Genomic DNA, 21,081 nt, shown 5'->3' with positions numbered 1-21,081 from the left:
CCCAGCACCCCGCCCATCCCAGCCCCCCGCCCATCCCAGCCCCCCGCCCATCCCAGGGGGGCGTCCCCGAGTCCAGTCTACCGGGGGTAGGGGTGGAAAAGTGCTGGTCGGGGGAGTTGTCCACAGGTGGGGGTGGTTGTGGACAAGTGCTGTGGGTAAGTGAAGCGGATTCGGGTGTGGCGGGTGCTCGACCTCGGCTTGGTGTCCCCAATGGGGCGTTGGGGACGTTGAGCGTCCCCAACGCCCCATTGGGGACACCAAGCTGGGCCTCAAGCGAAAAGCGAAGGGCCCCTTCACCGCGTTAGAAGCGGCGAAGGGGCCCATCAGCGTCGGCGATCAAGGTACGAACGGGCCTCCCACGCGGGGGCTTGGCGTGAAAGGACCGTTCATCACCCTCCTCGCCCCGTCTAGTCCTCCGTGCGCGGTCGCGGTGAAGGCTTGAAAGGCTTCTTCTCGAGCGGAATGGCGACCACCGAGAGCCGGCGCCGTCCCGGCATCGCGGCCACGAGGACCACGCCGATCAGCAGCATCGCGGTACCCGACCAGAACATCGGCACCGTGTCGTAGGCGGCATTGGTGTAGGCCAGATTCTTGACCGGCCCCTTCGGCGCGGCGCCACCGTTGTTGCCCGCGGGCGGCGGGGTCGCCGTGCCGCACTCGACACCGCCGGTCGGCGCGTGCGCCCTGGCGATCTGCTCGCCGAGCGAGATCTGCGCCAGCGACGACGGCAGCTTCTTCGCGACGTCCGGCGGCAGCGCCTTCTGCAGTGCGGCTGTCGGCAGGATCTGCAGGTCCAGCAGTCGCGCCGAAGCGCCGAGCTGGAAGCCCTTGAACGGCGAGGTCGTGTCGCTCGACTTCTGGTTCAGCCCGGCGATCGACAGCTTCAGCACCCCGAGGTCGAGGGTGAGCCCGTTCCCGGCCTCGCCGCCCGGAAGCTGTTTCGTGGCACCGTCCAGCATCTCGGCGAGCCCGCCGATGACCGGCACGTTCTTCAGCTGCTCGAAGCCCGGGACCTGCTTGAGCGACGGCAGCGGGATGCCGATCGGGATGTCCTTGGCCGGGTTGTTCGCGTCGAGGGTGAACAGCACCTTGTCGCCGCGGACGATCTGCAGCACCGGCGCGGTGTACTCGACCTTCGACGTCTTCTTGTCCCCGGTCGAGGTGACCCGCAGCGTCGGCTGGCTGGCGACCTTGATCGTCAGGCCGAGCGGCGTGCCCTTCAGCAGTTCGATGCTGGCGGCCTGCAGGGTCGACGTCGATTCGACGGCCTTGTTCTTGGACCCGGGGATGTCGACCAGCCGCACGATCGAACGCGACGACAGCGTGTTCGGCAGGCTCAGCACCGCGCCCTTGCCGTCGGCACTGGTGCTGGTGCCCGAAAGCAGTCCGCCCAGGCTCGCCAGCGGGCCCGGAAGCCCCTTCAGGCCGGCCGTGAGCTGCTCTGAAGCCTGGGTCAGCTGCTCGGCGCCCGGGATGTTCGGGATGGTCGGCAGCAGCGCGAGGTTCGCGATCGACGTGCTCGAATCGGCGATCGTGCCGACACACGGCCCGAGCGTCGGGCTCCAGCGCGCGTGCGCCTCGCCGTTCAGCAGGCCGAGGTTGAACAGCGGGTTCTTCGGCGCGTTGAGGCCGCCGCTGATCGGCTTCGGGTTGTCCGGCAGCGCCGTCTGCACGAGGCTGCCCGGCGTCTGCGGCGCGTTGCCCGCGGCGGACAGGCCGAACGGCGAAGACTGCGCGATCGACTTCTCGTAGCTCAGGTAGGCCTCGGAGTTGGCCTGTGCGCTGGAAAGCCCCATCCCGGCTTCGAGCGCGGACTGCTTCGGCAGCAGCTTGTCCGCCCCGGGCAGGATCGCGCTCGTCGGCACCGCGTTGGGCAGCAGGCGCAGCACGCCCAGCGCCGCCCCCGCGTCACCGACCGCCTTGCCCAGCGGCTGCGGTCCGATCGGCGCCGACATCGGCGGCTGTCCCGGATTGGCCGGATCGGGGATCGGCGTGGTCGGGATGTCCTGGGCGAGCGCCGGAGCCGCGGTCATCAGGAGCAGGGCCGCGGCGGCCGGAAGCGCCAGCACACGGGGCAGTCGTTGCCGCATGAACAGGTCCTCCAGTGGGGATGGGCCGATCTTGGGGGACTGAGACCGGCGTCATAGGACCCTAACGACGGTGGCCCCGGAAGGTGACGTTCAAGCCTCCGCTACACTTGTCTCCGTCATCGGGTGTGAGTCCGATGTCTGCCGCCTTAGCTCAGTCGGCCAGAGCGATTCACTCGTAATGAATAGGTCAGGGGTTCGATTCCCCTAGGCGGCTCCGCAGGTCAGGGCCTCATTCGGAACACTCCGGATGAGGCCCTGACGCATTTCCGGGTCAGCGACCAGCGAGCCACGAAAGTTCACCCGTTGGTGTCACCCTTGAGGAACATCCGCGACAGCGAAGTTCCCACTCCCGTGAGGTGGTCGACGAGCGTGTCCGCGTCCGCGTCGAGCAGTCCGGAGCGCCACGCGAGCATGATCTCCACGAAGCCGCCGATCCCGAGCAGGACGTTGACCCGGAACTCCAGTCCGTCCACATCGGGCTTCAGATGCGGCCGCGCGAGTTCGATCAGCAGGCCGGTGGTCTCCTGGACGGTCTGCCGCCGCAGTTGCTCCAGCACCGCGCTTCCCGCGTGGTCGCCGAACAGGATCTGCGCCCGCGCCGGCTCTTCCTGCACGTGGTGCACGACGACGTCGACAGCGGCGCGGAGCTGATCCAGGGCTGGTTGCTCGATCCGGGAAGCGACGGCGTCGAGGACCATCCGCAGGGTCTCGTCGCGGACCTGTTCCCAAGCGATGGCGAGCAAAGCGTCGCGGTTGGCGAAGTTCTCGTAGAAGTACCTGTCGGTCAGGTTCGCCCGCGCGCAGACGCCCCGCATGGTGACCGCCGCCCAGCCCTGTTCCTGCCAGATGTCCAGTGCGGCGCCGAGCAGGGCGAGCCGTCGTTCGGCTCGGCGCTCGTCGGCGGTCTTGCCGCTGTAGCGGCGGGACGCGGTCACCCCTCCATCTTGACAGCAGATGCCCTCGGACTCATTCTGAGGGCATGCGACCGCAGAATGGCCTGCGACCCGGTTTGGCCGCCGCGCTGACGTCCGCTTTCGTGCGGCCGATCGCCAACGCGATCCCGGCGAACCGGGCCGGAATCGCGTTTTCCCGCGCCTTCATCGCGAGTAGTCTGTGGCTGGCTTCGCCGCCGTTGAAGGGAAGCCGCATCGAGCCCGGCGTCCGCGGCGAGTGGGTCCGCGCTCCCGAGGTGACCGAAGGCAACGCCGTGGTCCTCTACATCCACGGCAGCGGTTACGCGCTCTGTTCGGCGCGCACGCATCGCGGGCTGACCACGCGGGTCTCCGGCGGCACCGGGCTCCCGGTCTTCGCCTGCGAGTACCGGCTCGCGCCCCGGCATCGCTTCCCGAACGCCGCCGACGACGTCCGCGCCGCTTACGACAGGCTCCTTGACCAGGGATATCGGCGGATCCTCGTCGCGGGTGACTCCGCGGGCGGGCATCTCGCGGTCGACCTCGCCGCGCAGCTGATCCGGGAGCACCGCGAACCGCCTGCCGCGCTCGCGCTCTTCTCGCCGCTGTTCGACGTGACGTTTTCGTTGGCCGCCCAAAGAGAACGTATGAGCCCCGACCCGATGATCTCCGCCGCCGCGGCCGCGCGCCTGGTCGGTCTGTACACAGTGGACGCCGATGTCGCGTCGGCGCGGCTGCGGTTCGCCTTCGACGACATCAAAGGCTTCCCACCGACGATCATCCAGGCGGGCGGCCTCGAAATGCTCGCCGCGGACGCCATCGAACTGGCCAGGGCCCTGCGCCGCACGGGGGCGGACTGCGAACTGGACGTGGTCCCCGGCCAGATGCACGTCTTCCAGGCACTGACCCGTTTCATTCCCGAAGCGGGACCGGCGATGGAGCGGGCTTGCCGCTTCCTCACCGGGAATCTCCCGGCGATCGTGAGGGCAGCATGACGAAGCGGACCCAAGGAGCGCACGCCGTCGTCACCGGCGCGGGCAGCGGGATCGGGAGGGCGATCGCGGCCGAACTCGTCCGGCGCGGCAGCCGGGTCGTCTGCGCCGACATCGACCTCGAAGCCGCCGAAGAAACCGCGAAGTCGCTCGAGAACGCGGTCGCCATCGCCTGTGACGTGTCCACTGTGGACGAGGTCGCCGATCTCGCGAACCAGGCGCGGTCCTGGCTCGGCCGCGATCCGGACCTCGTCGTCAACAACGCCGGGATCGGCGCCGGCGGCAAACCCGTCGGGGAGAGCCCGCTGTCCGATTGGCAACGCACCCTCGGCGTGAACCTCTGGGGCGTGATCCACGGCTGCCACACCTTCGTGCCCGCCATGAGGGCGGCGAAGGCGGGCGGCATCATCAACGTCGCCTCGGCCGCCGGCTTCACCGCCGCGCCGCGAATGGCCGCCTACAACGTGAGCAAGGCCGGGGTCGTCAGCCTCTCCGAGACACTGGCCGCCGAGCTGTCCGGCACCGGCGTCGCGGTCACCGTGCTGTGCCCGACCTTCGTCCGCACCAACATCTTCGACGGCGAACTCATCGACGCCGAGGCGCGCGGCCTCGCGCGGAAGGTCTCCGATCTGGTCGGGTTCTCCGCCGAAAAGGTCGCGAGGATGACGCTCGACGCCCACGATCGCGGCCGCCTGTATGTCGTGCCGCAACCCGACGCCCAGCTTCTGTGGCACGCCAAACGGTTCGTGCCCGTCCCGTACACGCGGATCGCCGGTCTGCTCGGCCGGTTCCTGCCCGCCGAAAAGGAGAAGTGATGGCCTACGACTTCGCCGCGATGCTCCAGACCATCAAGGACAAGCAGTGGTCGCTGGCCGACATCGACTGGGACGCGCCCGGCGCCGAGACGATGACCGACGAACTGCGCGCCAAGATGCGGCCGTTCATGGCCGACCTCGTGTGGATCGAACACGTCGGCGCTCGCGGGTTCGCCTCGCTGGCCAAGAAGGCGCCGACGCCGGTGATCCAGGAGATCTACCGGTACTTCCACGCCGAGGAACAGAAACACGCCAACGCGGAACTGGCACTGATGAAGCGCTGGGGAATGCTCGACGAGCACGGCTCGATGCCCGAGCCGAACATCAACGTCAAACTCGCCATCAAGGTCCTCGACGACTACGGTGACACGCTGCCGCTGACGGCGCTGGCCACGCTCATCCCGCTGCTGGAATGCGCGCTCGACGGCGCGCTGGTGAAGTTCCTGCTCGACGAGATCTCCGATCCGGTGTGCCACCAGGTGTTCCGGCACATCAACTCCGACGAGGCCCGGCACATCACGGCCGATTTCGAGGTGCTGGAACTGATCGGCGCCGGCTCCACGACCAAGCTGATCACCGAATCCCTCGGCTCGCTCAAACCCCAGATCGTCCTCGGCCTGATCGTCGTGTTCGTGCCGCTGATCAACAAGATGCGGGACAACATCGTCGCGATGGGCCTGCCGGAGAAGAAGCTGTACAACGCGGTGAAACGGTTCTCCACCATCGGCGGCCGCGGCGAGTTCACCCAGCGCATCCCCGCGTACCACGTGCTGAAGGCGCAGGCGGCGATGATCGTCGACCGTTCCCACCTCTACCACCGGTTGCTCGCCGACCCGATGGTGAAGGTGACCCGCCTGATCCCCTCGCGGCTGCTGGGAAAGCCGCAGTCGTGGACCGAGGAAATCACCCACGAACCGGTCGCGTCATGACGCTGAGCGAATTCAAGGGCGTGGCTGTCTTCGAAGGTGCGGTGCTGCGCGGCACCGAATGGTTCGGGCACGACTTCGCCGGGCAGCGGGTCGCCGTCGTCGCGCCCGGCCGTGAGGCGGCGCAGATCGTGCCCGAGGTAGCGGCCACCGCGCGGTCGGTGAAGGTGTTCCAGGAGGAACCGGACTGGGTGGTGCCGATGCCGGTGCCGGGGCCGAACGTCCTCGGCATCGCCGTCGCCCGCGTTTTCCTGCGCTGGCAGGTGAAAGACCCCTGGATCCGCAGGCTGCTGACGCCGGACCGGCGGTTCGGCTCGCGGAAGACCGCGTCCGGGCTCGGCTACTACGGCGCGCTGCGGCGGCCCGGCTGCAAGCTCATCACCTGGCCTGTCTACGCCTTCGCGCCCCACGGAATCCGTACCGCCGAGGGGATCGAGCACCAGGCCGACGTCGTCGTGCTCGGCGCCAGTTCGCTTTTCGCCACGGAAGGACTTCCCGCATGACGCCGGACCACGAGATCGCGATCATCGGCGGGGGCTTCTCCGGCATCGGCGCCGCGATCCTGCTCCAAAAAGCGGGTTTCGGCGACTTCCTCATGCTGGAGGAGGGGGACGGCGTCGGCGGCGCCTGGCATTGGAACACCTATCCCGGTGTCGCGGTCGACATCCCGTCGTTCAGCTACCAGTTCTCGTTCGAGCAGATCTCCGGCTGGTCGCGGGTCTACGCGCCGGGCCGCGAGCTGAAGGCCTACGCCGACTACTGCGTCGACAAGTACGACATCCGCCGCCGCACCCGCCTCGGCAGCAAGGTCGTCTCCGCGACCTTCGACGACGAGACGCACTTGTGGCGCCTCGAAACCGGCGACGGCTGGTCGACGACGGCGCGGTTCGTCGTCGGCGCCACCGGGGTGCTCACCCAGCCGAAGCCGCCGGACATCGACGGGCTCGCCGGGTTCCGCGGCACGGTCATGCACACCGCGCGCTGGGACCACACCGTCGACCTGCGCGGGAAACGCGTCGCGGTCGTCGGCACCGGGGCCTCGGCCGTGCAAGTGATCCCGTCCATCGCGCCGGAGGCCGACCGGCTGACGGTGTTCCAGCGCACGCCGATCTGGTGCCTGCCCAAACCCGACATCGCCCTGCCGGATCCGGTGCGGCTGGCGCTGCGGCGGCTGCCCGGCGCCAAAAGGCTTTCGCGGCTGGCCAGTCAGGCACTCGTCGAGCTGACCTTCCCGCTGGCCGCGCACTTCCACAACCTCCTGCCGACGGCGGGCGCGGGCGAGCGGATCGGGCTCGCGCATCTGCGCCGCGCCGTCAAGGATCCCGAGACCCGCGAGAAGCTCACCCCGCGTTACGCGCTGGGCTGCAAGCGGCCGAGCTTTTCCAACGAGTACTTGCAGACGTTCAACCGAGAGAACGTCACGCTGGAGACCACGGGCATCGACACGATCACCGAGTCCGGCGTGCGCACCGCGGACGGTACCGAGCATCCCGTCGACGTCCTGGTGCTCGCGACCGGGTTCAAGGTGTTCGAGAAGGGCAACATGCCCGCGTTCACCGTGCGCGGGGCGGGCGGCGCCGATCTGGAGAAGTTCTGGGAGGAAAACCGGTTCCAGGCCTATCAGGGCGTGAGCGTGCCCGGCTTCCCGAACCTGTTCACCATTCTCGGGCCCTACGGCTACAACGGTTCGTCGTACTTCAACCTGATCGAGACGCAGACCGCGCACATCGTCCGCTGCCTGCGCAACGCGCGCAAGACCGGCTCGACGCGCGTGGAGGTCACGAACGAGGCCAACGACCGGTACTTCCAAAGCATGCTGGACCGGCGCAAGCATCAGGTGTTCTTCCAGGACAGCTGCGCACTGGCCAACAGCTACTACTTCGACGTGAACGGGGACGTGCCGTTCCGGGCGTCGCCCACGCTGGAAACCATGGTGACGAGCCGCTTCTTCGACCTCGACGACTACGCCTTCGCGGACGGCCGGTGAACACTGGCTGAAGTCCGCCGTTCCAGGCCTGGATGAGCCTTAGGTTCGATTCCCCGAACCTGGAGGCTGGTCTTGGAAGGCTTTCCCTGGGATGTCCTGCTCGCGGTGGTCGGGATCGGTGTTCCGGCCATCGCGTTCCTGTGGGAGTTCGTGCTAGTCGGCCGCAAACGGCTCGGCTACCGCGTCCAGATGGACACCCCGACGGCGTCCGGGCGCGGGTTCGCGCCGACGGCCGACGCGCTCGCGCAGTTGCAGCACGAGAACGGGGAGCGGCTCGTCGACCCGTCGTTCGTGCTGCTGCGCATCGAGAACAGCGGCACCACCGACATCGACACCGACGACTACGCTGTCAACGAGAACGACCGTGTCGGCGTCCGCGTGAAGTTCCCCGGCCGCACCGTCGCCGGGATGGTGGTGACCGAACTCAGCTCGCCGCATCTGCACGAATGTTTCGGCGACGACTCCGGTTTCGGCGCGCGGGACGAGAATCCCGAGCGGCCCGCCGGGGTGATCGATCTGCCGCGGGTGCCGCTCAATCGCGGCGCGCACTACAAGATCCTCGCCGTACTCGACAGGATCCCCAACGGCACGCCGGACGATTTCGACGATCCCCAGGTCATCGGCGAGATCAAGGGCGGCACCCTCCGCGAGACCAAGAGCCGCACCGGGCCGACGACCTCGGTGCTCGCGCTCATCAGTTTCCTCGTGGTGGTCAGCATCTTCCAGCTGACCCGCTCGCTGGTCTTCGACGACAAACCGCCGCCGCTGGACTGCGCGGCCGGGAAGCTGACCATCACCGGATCGACCGCTTTCGCGCCGGTGCTGAAGGAAGCGACGGCTTCGTACGCGAAGTCGTGCCCGGGTGCGTCGTTCACCTTCGACAGCCGGGGGAGCGCGGAGGGCCTCAGCAGCCTGAACCAGGCCGGGAACGAGGGTGTGCTGGCGTTCTCCGACGGCGTCAAGGGTGAGGGCTTCCCGCAACTGCTGCCACGTCCGGTCGCGTTCTCGCTGTTCACGCTCGTGGTCAACTCCGACGCCGGCGTGCAGGACCTCTCGCTCGCGCAGATCCGCGACATCTACGACGGCAAGATCGCGAACTGGAAGGAGATCGGCGGCAAGGACCAGCCGGTCCGGCTCGTCGACCGGCATTCCGACTCCGGTACGCGGCGGACGTTCGAGGGCCAGATCCTGGCGGGCAAGAGGGAACCCGGCGACAACTCCGACGACTGCCTCAAGCAGGCGCCGGGCGCCCAGCCGGGAGTCGTGCGCTGCGCGAAGCCGTCCACGAACGACGTGCTCGACGCGGTCTCGCGCGTGCCGGGGGCGCTGGGCTACAGCGAACTGGGCGCCGCCACGAAACGCGAGGACGTGCTGCCGGTCCGGATCGACGGCCATCAGGCGACCCTGGAGGGCGCGATCCACGCGGCGTACCCGTTCTGGGAGACCGAGTATTCGTACACCTTCGGCGAGCCGAAGGCCGACTCGCTCGTCGCGAGCTTCCTGCGGTACCTGACCAACCAGGTCGGCAAGGACATCGTCCGGTCCCACGGGCACCGGCCGTGCGCGGAGCTGGTGAATCCGGTCCTCTGCCGTCCGGGCGCGTGACATCCCCCGCCCGGTGTCATGAAAGGGTCGTTCAGGAGGAAAAGTGTCCTGAACGACCCTTTCATGACATTCCGGCGGGGGATGTCAGGCGCGAAACAGGTCAGGCAGGCGGCTTCAGAGTGACGACGGTGGCGCTGGTTTCGCCGCGGGGCGTCCGGTACTTGATCTCGTCGCCCTCCTTGGCGCCCACGAGCGCGAGGCCGAGCGGGCTGTCCGAGGTGACCGTGAAGGCGTCGGAGTCCTCGCTCGGGATGGTGACGATGTGGAGTTCCTCTTCGTCGCCGTCCGCGTACCTGATGGTGACGGTGGTGCCGTCGGGGAGCAGGCCCTTGCTGTTGCGGCCGCCGTGCTCGAGCTTCGCCGCGACGTCGGAGATGCGTCGTTCGAGGTAAGCCGCGGCTTCCGCGCGGTCCAGCACCTCCGCCTGGTCGGCCGCGTCGCCGGTTCGTTCCTGTTCGCCGACGAGCGGCGCCATCGCGTCGCGCTGCGCACGCAGATCGGCGAGTTCCTTCTCCAGCTGCCGCCGCGCGGCCGGGCTGAACCCGTTGTCCCCTGAGGTCACCATGCCGCGCATTGTCCGCTACGGATCGATCGCTAGCCACCTAGATTTTTCACCCGCTGTGATCGGCCAGGACGGTTGCCCTAAGCTTCAGGGCCACTGTCCTGACTACTTGGTGTAAGGAATTCCGTGACCGCCGTTCCCGGCCGCAGCGCGCGGCTCTCCCCCAATCAGCTGCAGAAACAGGAGCAGATCGTCGAAGCGGCGCGTGTCGTGCTCGCCAGGGACGGGCTCGCGGGCTGCACCGTGCGCGCGATCGCGGACGCCGGGCCGCTCACGAAGAGTGCGATTCATTACTACTTCGCGGACATCGACGTCCTGATCGACCGCGCGATGGCGGCGCACATCACAACGTTCACGGCCGATTTGCGCAAAATTTCGGAGAAACACGATCACCCGGACGAGCGGCTCTTCGCCGCGCTGGAGGCCTTCCTCGCCGAGTTCTCCGGCCGTCCGAACGCGGCCTTCCTCTGGTTCGAGTACTGGATCGCCGCGGGCCGCGCGCAGCATCCGCAGGCCATCGACGTCATGCTGACGTCGATCACCGAACTGCTCGCGGAACTGCTCGCCCCGCTCGACGTGGAAGACCCGCGGGCGCGGGCGCGAGCCCTCCTGTCCTATCTGCTCGGCGCGATCGTCCAGCAGCGTGTCCGTCGGCGGCCGTTCGCCGCACTGCGCGGCGACATCGAAGCTCTCTGCTTCGCGAACTACGGTTAGAAATACGCATTAGATCCGTACCGTTACGGATTGTTCGGTGTTCGGTGCTCCGGCCATGGTGAGGTTCCCTTCCCTTGCCTCAGAGCTAGGAGACGACGATGCGCATAAGACGGTGCATGGCCGTGGCGATCGCGGCCGTCGCGGCGTTCACCATCCCGGTCGCCGCGAGTCCGGCGACCGCCGACCAGCAGGCCGAAGACGCGCAGGTCCAGATCTACGAGGCCTTCGGCACCGGCACGTCGCAGCAGCGCACCCAGATCTCCCGGCTGGGCGTCGACGTCCTCGGCTCCGCCGGCGGTACGACCATGTTCATCGGTGAGGCGCGCGACGCGGCGAAGGTCCGCTCGCTCGGCTTCCGCGTCGAGCAGCGCGGCGTCGTCGACAGGTCGGAGAAGGTCGGCACGAACGCGATCAACGACTTCCCGCCGGCGGACTCCGGCTTCCACAACTACGCCGAAGTCACGACGGAACTGCGCAACGCCCAGACGAACTACGGGTCGATCGCGAAGCTGAGCAGCGTCGGCAACTCCTACCAGAACCGCGCGCTGAACATGCTCAAGATCAGCGACAACGTCGGCACCGACGAGAACGAGCCCGAAGTCCTCTTCACCTGCAACCAGCACGCGCGCGAGCACCTCACCACCGAGATGTGCCTGCGGATCGTGAACCGGTTCACCCAGGGCTACGCCTCCGACCCGGCGATCAAGCGGTTCGTCGACAGCACCGAGATCTACGTGATCCCGAACGTCAACCCGGACGGCTCGGAGTACGACATCTCCGGCGGCAGCTACAAGTACTGGCGCAAGAACCGCCAGGGCAACGGCACCGACCCCAACCGGAACTGGGGCTACAACTGGGGCTGCTGCGGCGGTTCGTCGGGCTCGACGAGCAGCGAGACCTACCGCGGCCCCTCGGCGTTCTCCGCCCCGGAGACCAAGGCCGTGTCCAACTTCGTGAACTCGCGCAAGATCGGCGGCGTCCAGCAGATCAAGGCGAGCATCGACTTCCACACCTATTCGGAGCTCGTGCTGTGGCCGTTCGGCTTCACGTACAACGACACCGCCCCGGGTATGACGGCGGCCGAAGCACAGCGTTTCCAGACGCTGGGCAAGCAGCTGGCGGCGACCAACGGCTACACGCCGCAGCAGTCGAGCGACCTGTACATCACGGACGGGACGATCGACGACTGGATGTGGGGCACCCACAAGATCCTGAGCTTCACCTTCGAGATGTACCCGCGGGGTTCGAACCCCGGCTTCTACCCGCCCGACGAGGTGATCGTCCGGGAGACCACGCGTAACGACAAGGCCGTGGACCTCCTGCTGAACACCGCCATCGGCTGACGCTTCAGCGTTCCGTGAAGGCCTCCTTCCCTACTCTCAAGGTAGGGAAGGAGGCCTTCACGGACTTTCGCGCATAGGGTGCGGGGCATGCCGATGTTCGAATTCGAGGGGCACCGCCCCCAGGTGGATCCCGAAGCGTGGATCGCCCCCACAGCCACCCTGATCGGCGACGTCGTCGTCGAAAAGGGCGCTTCCGTCTGGTACGGCGCCGTGCTGCGCGCCGACTTCGGGAAGATCCTCATCCGCGAGGGCGCCAACATCCAGGACAACTCGGTCATCCACGTCAACGGCGGCGTGACCGAGGTCGGCAAGAACGTCACCGTCGGGCACCAGTGCCTCGTGCACGACTGCACGATCGGCGAGCAGGCGCTGATCGGGAACGGCTCGACCGTGCTCGACAAGGCGCAGATCGGCGCGAAGGCCCTCGTCGCGGCCGGTGCCACGGTGACGCCCGGAATGGTCATCCCGCCGGAGACCGTCGCCATGGGCAGCCCGGCGAAGAAGCACGTCCCGCTCGACGGCGCCGCCCGCGGCTGGGTCGAGCACAACGCGGTGATCTACCAGGAGCTGGCGCGACGGCACGCGGAAAGCGCCAAGCCGATCGATTGACTCTCCAGTAACTGGAGACCCTAGCTTCGGGCGTATGGCACCGAAGTCGAAGAAGAAGACGCACCAGGCGACGCTCGAATTGACCGCGGGCAACGCCCCGGTGGTCGACCTCGGGAAGACGCTCGGGCAGACCGGCGTGAACCTCGTCGAGGTCAAGAAGGCCTACGACACGGCGACCGCGGCGCACCGCGGCGAGATCATCCCGGTGGTCGTGTCGGTGTTCGAAGACCGCACTTTCGAACTCCGGCTGAAGACCCCGCCGACCTCCTTTCTCATCAAGAAGGCGTTGGGCGGCAAGGGATCCGGCCGTCCTGGGCATGAGGTGGCCGGAAAGCTGACGCAGGAACAGCTGCGTGACATCGCGGAGCGGAAACTGCCGGATCTCAACACCGGCGACCTCGGCGCCGCCATGCGCACGGTCGCGGGCACGGCCCGCTCGATGGGCGTCGCGATCGAAGAACCGTGACGCGCAAGCACGTGATCGTCCCGCCTTTCCGCGACCTCGACCCGGCACTGGAGGTCGCGGAAAGGCTGCTGGCCCAAGGGAATCCTTGGCTCGCCGGGGTCGCTTCGGCGCTGCCCGACGAGCGCGCCGCCGCCGACCGGCTCAACCGGATCCTCGCCGGGACCGGCGCCGCGCCGCGCTTGGCCGAGGTCGGGAACGGATGGCGCGTGGTGCTGGTGACGTCGTGGCCGGGATGCGGGGACCTGGTCGCGGGTGCCTCCGGGCTGGCGGAACTGGTCGCTTTCGGGGGCTGGCGGCGGATCAAACGCTGCGCCGTCTGCGCGGAGGCGTTCTGCGATCGGACGGCGGGCTGCAGCCGCCGTTGGTGTGCCGGACATCGTCCGCATGCCGAATTCCGCTCGAGCGGAGTGCACTAGGCTCTGGGAGCACCAGCGACTGGCGCAGTTGAAGGTGGAGCACCACCGGGAAGCGAAGTCAGGCCGGCACCGCGCGCCTGGGTGAAGGCCACTCCTGAGCCGGAGTACGCCATGACACACCAGCCCGAACTTTCCGCGCTCGCCGCCGCCGATCCGCAGATCGCGGGGCTCGTCGAGGACGAGGCGAAGCGTCAGCACGACAAGATCCGCTTGATCGCCTCCGAAAACTACGTCTCCCAGGCCGTGCTGGAGGCGACAGGCACTGTCCTCACCAACAAGTACTCCGAGGGCTACGCGGGCAAGCGGTACTACGAGGGCCAGCAGCTCATCGACCAGGTCGAAAGCCTCGCCATCGAGCGAGCGAAAGCCGTCTTCGGCGCGGACCACGCCAACGTCCAGCCGTACTCCGGCTCCCCGGCGAACCTGGCGGTGTACCTCGCTTTCGCGCAGCCGGGCGACACCGTCCTCGGCATGGCGCTGCCGGACGGCGGTCACCTCACGCACGGCTGGAGCGTGTCCGCGACAGGCAAGTGGTTCACCCCGGTGCGCTACGGCGTCCGCAAGGAGACCGGCCGCGTCGACCTCGACCAGGTCCGGGAACTCGCGCTGAAGCACCGGCCGAAGCTGATCTTCGCGGGCGGCACCGCCATCCCGCGCACCATCGACTTCCCGGCGTTCGCGGAGATCGCCCGCGAGGTCGACGCCGTCCTGGTCGCCGACATCGCGCACATCGCCGGGCTGGTCGCCGGTGGCGCGCATCCGTCGCCGGTCGGGCACGCCCAGGTCATCACCACGACCACGCACAAGACGCTGCGCGGCCCGCGCGGCGCGATGATCCTCTCCGACGCCGACCACGCGAAGGCCGTCGACAAGGCGGTGTTCCCCGGCCTGCAGGGCGGCCCGCACAACCACACGACCGCCGCGATCGCCGTCGCGCTGGGCGAGGCGCAGAAGCCGGAGTTCCGCGACTACGCGCACGCCATCGTCGCCAACGCCCGTGCCCTGGCGGAGGCGCTGGTCGAGCGCGGCTACGACCTCGTGTCCGGCGGCACGGACAACCACCTGCTGCTGATCGACCTGACGAACAAGAACGTGCCGGGCAAACCCGCCGCGCAGGCGCTGGACCGGGCGGGTATCGAGCTGAACTACAACACCGTTCCGTTCGACCCGCGCAAGCCGTTCGACCCGTCCGGCATCCGGCTCGGCACCTCCGCGATCACCACCCGCGGGCTCAAGCCGGAGCACCAGGTCAAGGTGGCGGAGTGGATCGACCGCACGATCACCGCGGCGGCGGGCGAGGAGCAGTCCGCGCTGGACACCATCTCCGCCGAGATCCGCGAGTTCCTGGCGCCGTTCCCGATCCCGGGCTACTCGGCCTAGGTTCGGTACTACGGGTTGCGAGGTTGACGGTGAAGGAATTGGGACGTTGAGTGTCCGAATTCCTTCACCGTCGAGGGGTCGGCGTCCAGTACGGGCTCAGTAGGGGCGCCGATACGAGGTCCGATCTCGGTGGGGCCGCCGGAACGTCACTTACCACTCACGAGACCTGTACCGAAGGCTCACGGGGGCTGAAGGGCGCCATACCCGCATAAGACGCAGCGAAGGGGCCCTTCACCGCACGACATGCGGTGAAGGGCCCCTTCAGCCCTGCTCTGTGACCTGCGCGAACCAGCGTGAAGCTAGTGCGACGGACCGTCGACGGCTTCCTTGGCCAGCCGGTCGGTCTCACGCTCGTACGAACGCTTGATCTCGGCCTCGGCCTCGGTACGCCCGACCCAGGACGAACCCTCGACGCTCTTGCCCGGCTCCAGATCCTTGTACACCTCGAAGAAGTGCTGGATCTCGAGCTTGTGGAACTCGTTCAGGTGGTGGATGTCGCGCAGGTGCTCGAGGCGCGGGTCGTTCGTCGGGACCGCGAGGACCTTGTCGTCCGGGCCCTTCTCGTCGGTCATCCGGAACATGCCGATCGCGCGACAGCGGATCAGGCAGCCCGGGAAGGTCGGTTCCTGGACGAGGACCAGCACGTCGAGCGGGTCGCCGTCCTGGCCGAGGGTGTCGTCGATGAACCCGTAGTCGGCGGGGTACTGGGTGGCCGTGAACAGGGTCCGGTCGAGTTTGATCCGACCGGTCTTGTGGTCCACCTCGTACTTGTTGCGCTCCCCCTTGGGGATTTCGATAGTGACGTCGAATTCCACGCCGGCCTCGCTGCTTCTCGTCTTTGGTACGCCCCGCCGTCGCGGACGGCTCACCGAAATCATCGTCTTGTCTTCACTAGTGTGGACCACGGGGGCTCGGGCGGTCGCATCGATGTGGTCGTATGTGAGCTTGGCCCCTTCCCCGGACGGTGGATGAAGGAGCGTTACGTGCCGGAAAACGATGTCCCGAGCTGGCCGTCGGACGACAAGGACACCTCATCCGCCGAGCCCAAGGGCGCCAAAGGCGGGAGCGAGGCCACCGTCTGGCTGCCCATGTCGGGGCTGGCGAACGGCAAGACCGAAGAGCTGGCAGTGCCGAAGGTCACACCCGAAAGTGGCTCGTGGTTCTCACCGGTCGTCGAGGTCGAGGACGAACCGGACGTTCCGGAGACGCCCACCCCGCAGTGGTCCGCGTTCGCGCCGGTGACGCCGGTCGAGCCGGAGGAGCCCGAGGCGCCGAAGACGGTCTTCGTGCAGCCCGTCCAGCCGCGGCAAACGGACAAGCCGGACTGGGACCAGTTCGACCGGGGTGCCGCCACGCCCGCGCCCACGCGTGAGCACGAGATGGCGAGACCCGAGCCGCGCCCGGAACCCCCGCTCCAGGAACCGCCCCAGAATCAGCCCCAGAACCAGCCCCAGAACCTGCCTCGCCGTCCCGAGCAGAGCCGGGTCGAGCCGCCGCGTCCCGCGCCGGTCCCGTCCGCGACCATGCACGCGCGTCCGGTCCGCATCGAGCCGACCGAAGAGCGCTTCGACTCCGAAGCCACCGTCGGGATCCAGCGGCCCGAGCCGCCGTCCCAGGAGCCCCCGGCCGCCGAGGCCGCTTCCGAGCCCGCGCCGAAACCGAAGCCGAAGCGCAAGCGCAAGGTCCTGCTGATCACGAGCCTGGTCGTCGTCCTGCTGCTCGCCGGGATGGGCGGCGCCGCCGCGATGCCGAAGGTGTCGAACCGGCTCGGCCTGCCCTGGGCGCCGAACGCGCCGAAGGGCGACATCCCCAAGCCCGCCGGTGTCACCCGGGTCCTGCACGGGCCGGACATCAACGGCGCCGCGCCGACGAAGGCAGGTCTCGCGGCCGCGCTGGCGGGCCCCACCGGTTCCGCGGACCTCGGCACGCTCACCGGCACCGTCGTCGACGCGTCGACCGGCGACGTCCTCTGGGACAAGAACTCCGGCACCCCGCTGACCCCGGCGTCGACCACGAAGATCCTCGTCGTGGCGGCCGCGCTGCTGTCGATGGACCACGGGACGCAGATCTCGACGAAGATCGTCCAGGGCGCCGATCCGGGCACGGCCATCCTCGTCGCGGGCGGTGACCCCTCGCTGACCTCGCTGCCGCTGGGCACCGACTCGCCGCTGTACCCGGGCGCCGCCCACATCGACGACCTCGTCGCCCAGGTCAAGAAGGCGAGCGGCGGCAAGATCACCAAGGTCCAGCTGGACATCAGCCTGTTCAAGGGCCCGGCGTCCGCGAAGGGCTGGGACCCGGAGGACACCGCCGCCGGGAACACCTACATGGCGCCGGTCCTGCCCGTGATGGCCGACGGCGGCCGCAACGACCCGAAGAGCGACCACGCGCCCCGGATCGCGAACCCGGCCGCCGCGCTGACCCAGAAGATCGCGGGGAAGCTCGAAGCACAGGCAGGCGGCACGACGACGGCGCCGAAGGACGCGAAGGTGCTCGGCGAGGTCAAGTCGCAGCCGCTCGCGGAGTTCGCCAACTCGCTGCTCCAGCTTTCGGACAACCTGATGGCCGACGTCCTCGCCCGTCAGATCGCGCTCGCCAAGGGCGGCGAAGCGTCGTTCGTCGGCGGGGCGGCCGCGACGATGGACGTCCTCAAGCAGGCCGGGTTCGATCTGACCGGCGTCCAGATCAACGACGGCAGCGGCCTCTCCGACCAGAACAAGATCTCGGCCAAGGTGCTCAGCGAGATCCTCACGGTCGCGGCCGCGCCGGACGGCAAGGACCCGCGGACGGCCAAACTGCGGCCGTTGCTGGCGGGGCTCCCTGTCGCGGGCGGCAGCGGGACGCTGGAGAAGCGCTACGGCGACCCGGCCTCCGCGGCGGGCCGCGGCTGGGTGCGCGGCAAGACCGGCACGCTGTCCGGGGTGAACACCCTGGCGGGCGTGGTGCTGGACACCGACGGCCGGATGCTGGTGTTCGCGCTGATGTCGTCCGGTTCGGACCAGAACAAGGGCAGGGCCGCGCTCGACGTCGTCGCGGCGACCCTGCACAAGTGCGGCTGCAGATGATTCCGGTGAGCGACCGGAATCGGAGCGTGAGGAAGTCGAGGCGGAATTCGGTCTTGCAGCGGGTAGCGTCATGAGAGTGACTGAGGAAACGCCGACCAAGACGCGTTCGATGGTCGACTGGTCCCTGGCCGCCTCGACGGGCGCGCTCCTGGTGCGCGGCGGTCCGGTGGTCGACCGCGAAGTGGCCGATGAAGCTGTCGCCGAGCTACGCGAACTGACCAGCGAGGCGGAGGGGCACGTCCGCGAGCTGACCGGGCTCGGGCTCGACCTGCCGCTGCTGCCCGCCGAAGTCGTCGACAGGCCCGGCTGGGTCCGTTCGGCCGCCGCGGGGCTCGACGCGCTCACCGGCCGCGCGCTGCCGGAGGCCCAGGGCGGCCCGCTGGGGCCTGTGCTGGCCGGTGGCGCCGGTGTCCAGACCGGTCTGGTGCTCGCGTTCCTCGCCTCCCGCGTGCTCGGCCAGTACGACCCGTTCGGCGGGCCGGAACGCCAGGGACAGCTCGTGCTCGTCGCGCCGAACGTGGTCGCCGCCCAGCGGGCGATGGACGTGCCGGGGCACGACTTCCGGCTGTGGGTCTGCCTGCACGAATGCACCCACCGGCTGCAGTTCACCGCGGTCACCTGGCTGCGTGACTACTTCGCCGACGAGGTCGAGCGCCTGATCGGCGGGCTCGCCGGCCGGGACGCGGACGGGCTGAGCGATCTGGTCGGCCGCCTGCCCGACACCATCAAGCAGATCGGCAAGGGCAAGGCGGGCGGCGCCGGTCTCGCCGAACTCCTGCAGTCGCCGAGCGAACGCGCGGTGTTCGACAGGCTCCTCGCCCTCTCCACCCTGCTGGAGGGGCACGCCGACTTCGTCATGGACGCCGTCGGGCCGCGGGTGGTGCCGAGTGTCGAGCTGATCCGGTCGCGGTTCACCGCGCGGCGCAAGGGCGGCGGGCTGATCGACCGCGTGCTGCGCAGCCTGCTCGGAGTGGACGCGAAGATGCGCCAGTACGAACAGGGCGCGAAGTTCACCAAGCACGTCGTCGACGCTGTCGGCATGGACGGCTTCAACGCGGTGTGGACGTCGCCGAACACGCTGCCGACCAGGGTCGAGATCACCGATCCGGCGGCCTGGGTGCGGCGCCTGCACGGGTGAGCGGACCGGATCCGGCGATCGCGGCCGTGCGGACGGCCGTGCGGGACTTCCTGGCCGTCTCGGGGAAACCCGACGAGCTGTGCGTCGCGGTCTCCGGCGGCGCGGACTCCTTGGCGCTGGCCGAAGCGGCCGCGTTCACCGGTGCCCGCGCGGGGCTGAAGGTGCGGGCACTCGTCGTCGATCACGGCCTCCAGGACGGTTCCGCCGAAACCGCCGCCCAGGCCGCGAGCACGGCACGGGAGCTGGGCGTCGAAACCGCCGAAGTCCTGAAAGTGCGGGTCGAGGGCGCGGGCGGACCGGAAGCCGCGGCCCGCCGGGCCCGCTACGGCGCCCTGCGTTCGGCATTGAAGGACGGGCACGGTCTCGTCCTGCTCGGCCACACCCTCGACGACCAGGCCGAAACCGTCCTGCTCGGCCTCGGCCGGGGTTCCGGGCCGCGGTCGCTGGCCGGGATGCGGCCGCACGATCCGCCGTGGGGACGGCCGCTGCTCGGCGTCACCCGCGCCACCACCCGGCAGGCCTGCCGGGCGCTCGGCGTCGACCCGTGGCAGGACCCGCACAACGAGGACCCGCGGTTCACGCGTGTCCGGTTACGGACGGAAGTACTGCCCCTTCTGGAGGAGGTGCTGTCCGGCGGTGTCGCGGCCTCGCTCGCCCGCACGGCGGCGCAACTGCGCGAGGACACCGAGGCGTTGGACACACTCGCGGGTGAGGTCCACCTGCGCGCCTTCACCGGGGAAGGGCTCGACGTCGCGGTGCTCGCCACCGAGCCGCCCGCGCTCCGGCGACGCGTCCTCCGCAGGTGGCTGCTGGACTCCGGGGTCCGCGAACTCACCGACGCCCACCTGCGTTCGGTCGACGCGCTGGTGGGGAACTGGCGGGGGCAGGGCGGGGTCTGGCTACCCGGCGACTTGGTGGCCGCGCGGGCGCATGGCAGGCTCTCCCTCGAAGCACCCCAGTCCACCACCTAGAGGGGATCGTCCTGTGTACGAAGGCGAGATCGCCTCCGTGCTCGTAACCGAGCAGCAGATCAACGAAAAGATCGGCGAGCTGGCCGCGCAGGTCGCCGCGGACTACCCGGCCGACGGCCCCGGCGCGGGACAGGGTGACCTCCTGCTCGTCGGCGTGCTCAAGGGCGCGGTGATGTTCATGACCGACTTCGCCAGGGCACTCCCTCTCCCTTCGCAGCTCGAGTTCATGGCGGTCTCGTCCTACGGCTCGGCGACGTCGTCGTCCGGCGTGGTGCGGATCCTCAAGGACCTCGATCGCGACATCGCCGGCCGCGACGTGCTCATCGTCGAGGACATCGTCGACTCCGGGCTCACGCTGTCCTGGCTGTTGAAGAACCTCGCGAGCCGCAACCCGGCCTCGCTCGAGGTCGTTTCGCTCCTGCGCAAGCCGGAGGCGGTCAAGGTCGATGTACCGGTCAAGTACATCGGGTTCGACATTCCGAACGAATTCGTAGTCGGATACGGCCTGGACTACGCGGAGCGTTACCGGGACCTGCCTTACATCGGCACCCTGGATCCGCACGTTTACACGTCCTGAGAACCGCTTGCCCGCATCGGCGGAAATGCGGAACCCTGACCGCGCGGAACGCGTCATAGGCTGCGATCAAGTGCGTTAACCTATGCGAAGACCAACGACCACGAATCCGTCGTGGCCTGGCCCGGGGGAAACGGAGAGAGCTCAGATGGGGAACAGCAGCTTGGCGGACGCGAACGCGTTCAAGAACGCCGCGGCCCAGGGCCAGGTCGGGATCGACCCGGACGCGGCCCAGACCGCACTCAACAAGATCCGCACCGGCAAGGACGCCGTCGAGGCGCTGCTCCACCGTGCCGGTGACCTCGGGCAGGCGCCGAAGCTGGGCAACAACCCGGTCGGCAACGCCATCGCCGCGAAGGTCGCGAACCGGGCCGACGGTGGCGGCGACTCGTACACCGCCGCCCTCCAGAACCTTTACCAGCAGTACGAGGCGGCCGAGTCCGGCATCGTCACCGCGATGGCCCGTTACCACGAGATCGACCAGGCCGCGGCCGAGCCGTTCCGGAACGTCTGAGGG

The 21,081-nt window shown here is 68.8% G+C and carries 21 protein-coding genes and 1 tRNA gene; 18 read left to right on the top strand and 4 right to left on the bottom strand.

All coding sequences use genetic code 11. From position 1 onward, the window contains the following. Positions 1–407: 407 nt before the first annotated feature. Positions 408–2,090 (bottom strand): hypothetical protein, encoded by a 1,683-nt coding sequence (locus ACZ6YV_RS25465; RefSeq protein WP_465512002.1) that lies wholly within the window; start codon positions 2,088–2,090, stop codon positions 408–410. A gap of 140 nt (positions 2,091–2,230) precedes the next feature. Between ACZ6YV_RS25465 and ACZ6YV_RS25460 the strand changes: the two genes are divergently transcribed. Then, positions 2,231–2,304: transfer RNA gene (locus tag ACZ6YV_RS25460), tRNA-Thr, on the top strand. Positions 2,305–2,386: 82 nt separating this feature from the next. Here the strand turns inward: ACZ6YV_RS25460 and ACZ6YV_RS25455 are convergent. Then, positions 2,387–3,025, bottom strand: coding sequence for a TetR/AcrR family transcriptional regulator (locus tag ACZ6YV_RS25455; RefSeq protein ID WP_378239346.1), 639 nt, complete (start codon positions 3,023–3,025; stop codon positions 2,387–2,389). A 44-nt stretch (positions 3,026–3,069) separates the two neighbouring features. On the opposite strand from ACZ6YV_RS25455, the gene ACZ6YV_RS25450 reads away from it, so the two are divergent. The 6 genes from ACZ6YV_RS25450 to ACZ6YV_RS25425 all read left to right on the top strand — a co-directional run bounded on the left by ACZ6YV_RS25450 (position 3,070) and on the right by ACZ6YV_RS25425 (position 9,326). After that, complete coding sequence (locus ACZ6YV_RS25450; protein ID WP_465512001.1) at positions 3,070–3,996, top strand: alpha/beta hydrolase; 927 nt, start codon at positions 3,070–3,072, stop codon at positions 3,994–3,996. Beyond that, positions 3,993–4,808, top strand: coding sequence for an SDR family NAD(P)-dependent oxidoreductase (locus tag ACZ6YV_RS25445; RefSeq protein ID WP_465512000.1), 816 nt, complete (start codon positions 3,993–3,995; stop codon positions 4,806–4,808). The genes ACZ6YV_RS25450 and ACZ6YV_RS25445 overlap by 4 nt, the downstream gene beginning before the upstream one ends. Continuing rightward, the gene (locus tag ACZ6YV_RS25440) at positions 4,808–5,737 is read left to right on the top strand and encodes a ferritin-like domain-containing protein (RefSeq protein ID WP_465511999.1); all 930 of its coding nucleotides are present in this window, start codon (positions 4,808–4,810) and stop codon (positions 5,735–5,737) included. Before ACZ6YV_RS25445 ends, ACZ6YV_RS25440 begins: the two co-directional genes overlap by 1 nt. Then, a complete protein-coding gene (locus ACZ6YV_RS25435; protein WP_465511998.1) occupies positions 5,734–6,237 on the top strand; it encodes an NAD(P)/FAD-dependent oxidoreductase in 504 nt (167 codons plus the stop codon). Before ACZ6YV_RS25440 ends, ACZ6YV_RS25435 begins: the two co-directional genes overlap by 4 nt. Continuing rightward, positions 6,234–7,721 carry a flavin-containing monooxygenase gene (locus ACZ6YV_RS25430; RefSeq protein ID WP_465511997.1) on the top strand — a complete coding sequence of 496 codons (1,488 nt, stop codon included), beginning with the start codon at positions 6,234–6,236 and terminating at the stop codon, positions 7,719–7,721. Before ACZ6YV_RS25435 ends, ACZ6YV_RS25430 begins: the two co-directional genes overlap by 4 nt. A gap of 72 nt (positions 7,722–7,793) precedes the next feature. Then, complete coding sequence (locus ACZ6YV_RS25425; RefSeq protein ID WP_465511996.1) at positions 7,794–9,326, top strand: PstS family phosphate ABC transporter substrate-binding protein; 1,533 nt, start codon at positions 7,794–7,796, stop codon at positions 9,324–9,326. 100 nt (positions 9,327–9,426) lie between these two features. Here the strand turns inward: ACZ6YV_RS25425 and ACZ6YV_RS25420 are convergent, their stop codons facing one another. Further along, on the bottom strand, positions 9,427–9,891 hold the full coding sequence (locus ACZ6YV_RS25420) for a GreA/GreB family elongation factor (protein WP_378239354.1): 465 nt from the start codon (positions 9,889–9,891) through the stop codon (positions 9,427–9,429). A gap of 123 nt (positions 9,892–10,014) precedes the next feature. On the opposite strand from ACZ6YV_RS25420, the gene ACZ6YV_RS25415 reads away from it, so the two are divergent. From ACZ6YV_RS25415 to ACZ6YV_RS25390, 6 genes are all read left to right on the top strand, one after another. Beyond that, entirely contained in the window at positions 10,015–10,602 is a 588-nt protein-coding gene (locus ACZ6YV_RS25415) for a TetR/AcrR family transcriptional regulator (RefSeq protein ID WP_005160156.1), read from the top strand. A 116-nt stretch (positions 10,603–10,718) separates the two neighbouring features. Beyond that, positions 10,719–11,945, top strand: coding sequence for a M14 family metallopeptidase (locus ACZ6YV_RS25410; protein WP_465512101.1), 1,227 nt, complete (start codon positions 10,719–10,721; stop codon positions 11,943–11,945). An 87-nt stretch (positions 11,946–12,032) separates the two neighbouring features. Then, entirely contained in the window at positions 12,033–12,554 is a 522-nt protein-coding gene (locus tag ACZ6YV_RS25405) for a gamma carbonic anhydrase family protein (protein WP_465511995.1), read from the top strand. A 34-nt stretch (positions 12,555–12,588) separates the two neighbouring features. Then, entirely contained in the window at positions 12,589–13,020 is a 432-nt protein-coding gene (locus tag ACZ6YV_RS25400) for an uL11 family ribosomal protein (RefSeq protein ID WP_465511994.1), read from the top strand. Further along, positions 13,017–13,436: a CGNR zinc finger domain-containing protein gene (locus ACZ6YV_RS25395; RefSeq protein ID WP_465511993.1), complete on the top strand. Its 420-nt coding sequence runs from the start codon at positions 13,017–13,019 to the stop codon at positions 13,434–13,436. Before ACZ6YV_RS25400 ends, ACZ6YV_RS25395 begins: the two co-directional genes overlap by 4 nt. Before the next feature lie 111 nt (positions 13,437–13,547). Further along, a complete protein-coding gene (locus ACZ6YV_RS25390; RefSeq protein WP_465511992.1) occupies positions 13,548–14,816 on the top strand; it encodes a serine hydroxymethyltransferase in 1,269 nt (422 codons plus the stop codon). Between the two features lie 299 nt (positions 14,817–15,115). Here the strand turns inward: ACZ6YV_RS25390 and ACZ6YV_RS25385 are convergent, their stop codons facing one another. After that, on the bottom strand, positions 15,116–15,631 hold the full coding sequence (locus ACZ6YV_RS25385) for an inorganic diphosphatase (RefSeq protein WP_378239358.1): 516 nt from the start codon (positions 15,629–15,631) through the stop codon (positions 15,116–15,118). A 153-nt stretch (positions 15,632–15,784) separates the two neighbouring features. Between ACZ6YV_RS25385 and dacB the strand changes: the two genes are divergently transcribed. From dacB to ACZ6YV_RS25360, 5 genes are all read left to right on the top strand, one after another. Continuing rightward, entirely contained in the window at positions 15,785–17,881 is a 2,097-nt protein-coding gene (gene dacB, locus ACZ6YV_RS25380) for a D-alanyl-D-alanine carboxypeptidase/D-alanyl-D-alanine endopeptidase (RefSeq protein ID WP_465511991.1), read from the top strand. 109 nt (positions 17,882–17,990) lie between these two features. Next, positions 17,991–19,019, top strand: coding sequence for a zinc-dependent metalloprotease (locus ACZ6YV_RS25375; protein ID WP_465512100.1), 1,029 nt, complete (start codon positions 17,991–17,993; stop codon positions 19,017–19,019). Then, complete coding sequence (gene tilS, locus ACZ6YV_RS25370) at positions 19,016–19,990, top strand: tRNA lysidine(34) synthetase TilS (RefSeq protein ID WP_465511990.1); 975 nt, start codon at positions 19,016–19,018, stop codon at positions 19,988–19,990. The genes ACZ6YV_RS25375 and tilS overlap by 4 nt, the downstream gene beginning before the upstream one ends. 13 nt (positions 19,991–20,003) lie before the next feature. After that, a complete protein-coding gene (gene hpt, locus ACZ6YV_RS25365; protein ID WP_378239361.1) occupies positions 20,004–20,567 on the top strand; it encodes a hypoxanthine phosphoribosyltransferase in 564 nt (187 codons plus the stop codon). Between the two features lie 145 nt (positions 20,568–20,712). After that, entirely contained in the window at positions 20,713–21,078 is a 366-nt protein-coding gene (locus ACZ6YV_RS25360; protein WP_378239362.1) for a hypothetical protein, read from the top strand. Positions 21,079–21,081 lie beyond the last annotated feature (3 nt).

The sequence above is a fragment of the Amycolatopsis sp. NPDC102522 genome (genome assembly GCF_055584485.1).
Note: the sequence above shows the minus strand (reverse complement) of the source record. Positions and strands in the feature narration are given on the sequence as shown.

Excerpts from the sequence above, each read along its gene's own strand:
- ACZ6YV_RS25400 (WP_465511994.1), top strand. The coding sequence starts at position 12,589 with ATGGCACCGAAGTCGAAGAAGAAGACGCACCAGGCGACGCTCGAATTG.
- ACZ6YV_RS25420 (WP_378239354.1), bottom strand. The coding sequence starts at position 9,891 with ATGGTGACCTCAGGGGACAACGGGTTCAGCCCGGCCGCGCGGCGGCAG.
- ACZ6YV_RS25440 (WP_465511999.1), top strand. The coding sequence starts at position 4,808 with ATGGCCTACGACTTCGCCGCGATGCTCCAGACCATCAAGGACAAGCAG.
- ACZ6YV_RS25375 (WP_465512100.1), top strand. The coding sequence starts at position 17,991 with ATGGTCGACTGGTCCCTGGCCGCCTCGACGGGCGCGCTCCTGGTGCGC.
- ACZ6YV_RS25450 (WP_465512001.1), top strand. The coding sequence starts at position 3,070 with ATGCGACCGCAGAATGGCCTGCGACCCGGTTTGGCCGCCGCGCTGACG.
- ACZ6YV_RS25360 (WP_378239362.1), top strand. The coding sequence starts at position 20,713 with ATGGGGAACAGCAGCTTGGCGGACGCGAACGCGTTCAAGAACGCCGCG.
- ACZ6YV_RS25465 (WP_465512002.1), bottom strand. The coding sequence starts at position 2,090 with ATGCGGCAACGACTGCCCCGTGTGCTGGCGCTTCCGGCCGCCGCGGCC.
- ACZ6YV_RS25430 (WP_465511997.1), top strand. The coding sequence starts at position 6,234 with ATGACGCCGGACCACGAGATCGCGATCATCGGCGGGGGCTTCTCCGGC.
- ACZ6YV_RS25390 (WP_465511992.1), top strand. The coding sequence starts at position 13,548 with ATGACACACCAGCCCGAACTTTCCGCGCTCGCCGCCGCCGATCCGCAG.
- ACZ6YV_RS25405 (WP_465511995.1), top strand. The coding sequence starts at position 12,033 with ATGCCGATGTTCGAATTCGAGGGGCACCGCCCCCAGGTGGATCCCGAA.
- dacB (WP_465511991.1), top strand. The coding sequence starts at position 15,785 with ATGAAGGAGCGTTACGTGCCGGAAAACGATGTCCCGAGCTGGCCGTCG.
- ACZ6YV_RS25445 (WP_465512000.1), top strand. The coding sequence starts at position 3,993 with ATGACGAAGCGGACCCAAGGAGCGCACGCCGTCGTCACCGGCGCGGGC.
- ACZ6YV_RS25435 (WP_465511998.1), top strand. The coding sequence starts at position 5,734 with ATGACGCTGAGCGAATTCAAGGGCGTGGCTGTCTTCGAAGGTGCGGTG.
- ACZ6YV_RS25410 (WP_465512101.1), top strand. The coding sequence starts at position 10,719 with ATGGCCGTGGCGATCGCGGCCGTCGCGGCGTTCACCATCCCGGTCGCC.